Source organism: Rhodococcus sp. P4_B6, from assembly GCF_056402215.1.
Genome location: NZ_JBFUHV010000420.1, coordinates 1 through 1,804 on the forward strand (window position 1 = coordinate 1; position 1,804 = coordinate 1,804).

Below are 1,804 nucleotides of genomic sequence, written 5' to 3' on the forward strand. Positions count from 1 at the left end.
TGCTGTCCCGATTAAGTAATGTTCTCGACCAGACTCGGATAAATAATCCGATCCACATCGCCAAAATGAGAAGAGCCAATGGCATGCCAATCTTGACCGGAATCCAGAGGAACGAATTATGAATATAGGTTAGGCCATATGAGCCACTAAACACCTCACCTATTGCGTAACCACGGTAGGGGCTGCCGAATCCCGTACCGAGCCAGAACCTTGACGCAATAGAGCTCAATGCCATTTGCAGTTCGGTATCGCGCCATTCAGCACTGGATTCAACATTTATGACTGACGGATCAAGCCCTTCGACAACACGCGTACGAAAGGTCGACGTGACGTTTTCAATTAGTGAGTTGAAGCGCTCCGACAGCGTCGCAACCAAAACACTTGCTAATGTAATCGCTCCAGCACTCACAGCCACCAGCTTGATAGCGCACAGGATTGCACTCGTGTACCGAGCTGCAAATATCGTCGCGACGACCAGGGCGGCGACTACTGTTACAAGATGGTTTCGCGAGAAGGTTAAGAGCAACGCCACGGAGCAACTAATAATTACTGCGTAGTTACAGAATCCGACCTTAGCCGCTGGCCTGCGGCAAAAATAGATGATGTAGAAGCACAGAACGGCGACGAGAAGCCGACCACTTGACAGAAGCTGGCGTGACAGATCGCTCTCGCCCGAACTCCCTAACCCGTACAGCGAAGCCGCAGTGAACCGACCGCTAATCCATCCTCCGAGACCTGCAACGCCCAGTATCGCTGCAACGGCCGACCAAAGCACTATTAGCTTGAGAGCGCGGGGCCCCAGCCTTAATAGGTTAGCCTGATCGAATCTGAGCGAAAACAACATCATGACGACTACACAGATAAAGATAAGTGGCCCGCGAACATCTCTAAAAGCCGCGCCCATTTCTCCACCGTTAAGTACACCCACGAAGGTGAACAAAACAACTACTGCCAAGAAGCCCAGAATCCATTGACTTCCGTTCCGCCACACTTTGGTCACGTATCCAAGACAGAGCAGAGTGCCGGTCACCCCAAATAGTTCGGGAAGGTAGACGGTTCCGAGTGGTGTGCTAATTCCTTTCGGAGATACTTCCGGCATCGGGGCTACTGCGAATAGTACAAGACCGAATAGCATGGCGAGGTTTAGCCCGGTCGCCATGCGTGATGGACAGACGTCCTTTGCGCGCGACTGGACGTCGGAGCATTGGTCAATGGTTTGTTTCAACGCCTTCGCCAATGCTTGTTTATCAACAACACATTAATCGGCGGTGTCGGATACAACGTGATTCCATATTTGATATTCGCGATCAGTGCGTCCCATCGCTTGCTACTAACGTAAGCATCGACAACTTTCACCATCACCTGAATCATTTCCTACTCAACTGACTCGGGTAAGTGATTCTGGAGTCCAGATCAAGCGGTCTCTTGATTGCATCTCGTTTATCCAGCTCGCGCTTCCTGTCACGAATCGGCTTTTCAACTAAATGCCAACTGGCGAACGCAAATGGCAAAGTGAGCACTAATGCGAATACGAAAAAGATCAGCGGGCTACGATAAGGAAATCCAAGGCACAGAATCAGCTGTTGCACAGGAAAGCTATACAGAAATATCCCATAGGAGTAGTCGTTGCGCCGGATGAAAATTGCGTTCTTCATGTGCACCGCGAGCCAGAAGACCAGATAGGCGAGCGACGGGGCTGCAGACAATCGATAGTCAGGTAGCCACACGCCGATAAGTATCCCCATGCATGAAATTGCTGCAAGCCGCCAGTCAACTTTTATCTTGTCGGAGTACGCCCACAATG

The 1,804-nt window shown here is 50.8% G+C and carries 2 protein-coding genes; both read right to left on the reverse strand.

Translation table 11 applies throughout. The features are described from left to right. Positions 1 to 1,237, reverse strand: a 1,237-nt coding sequence (locus tag AC1DWT_RS51205; RefSeq protein WP_477926264.1) for an O-antigen ligase family protein, incomplete at its 3' end; no start/stop codon positions are given. Between the two features lie 130 nt (positions 1,238 to 1,367). Next, positions 1,368 to 1,804: acyltransferase family protein (locus AC1DWT_RS51210; protein ID WP_477926265.1), on the reverse strand; the 437-nt coding region annotated here is incomplete at its 5' end.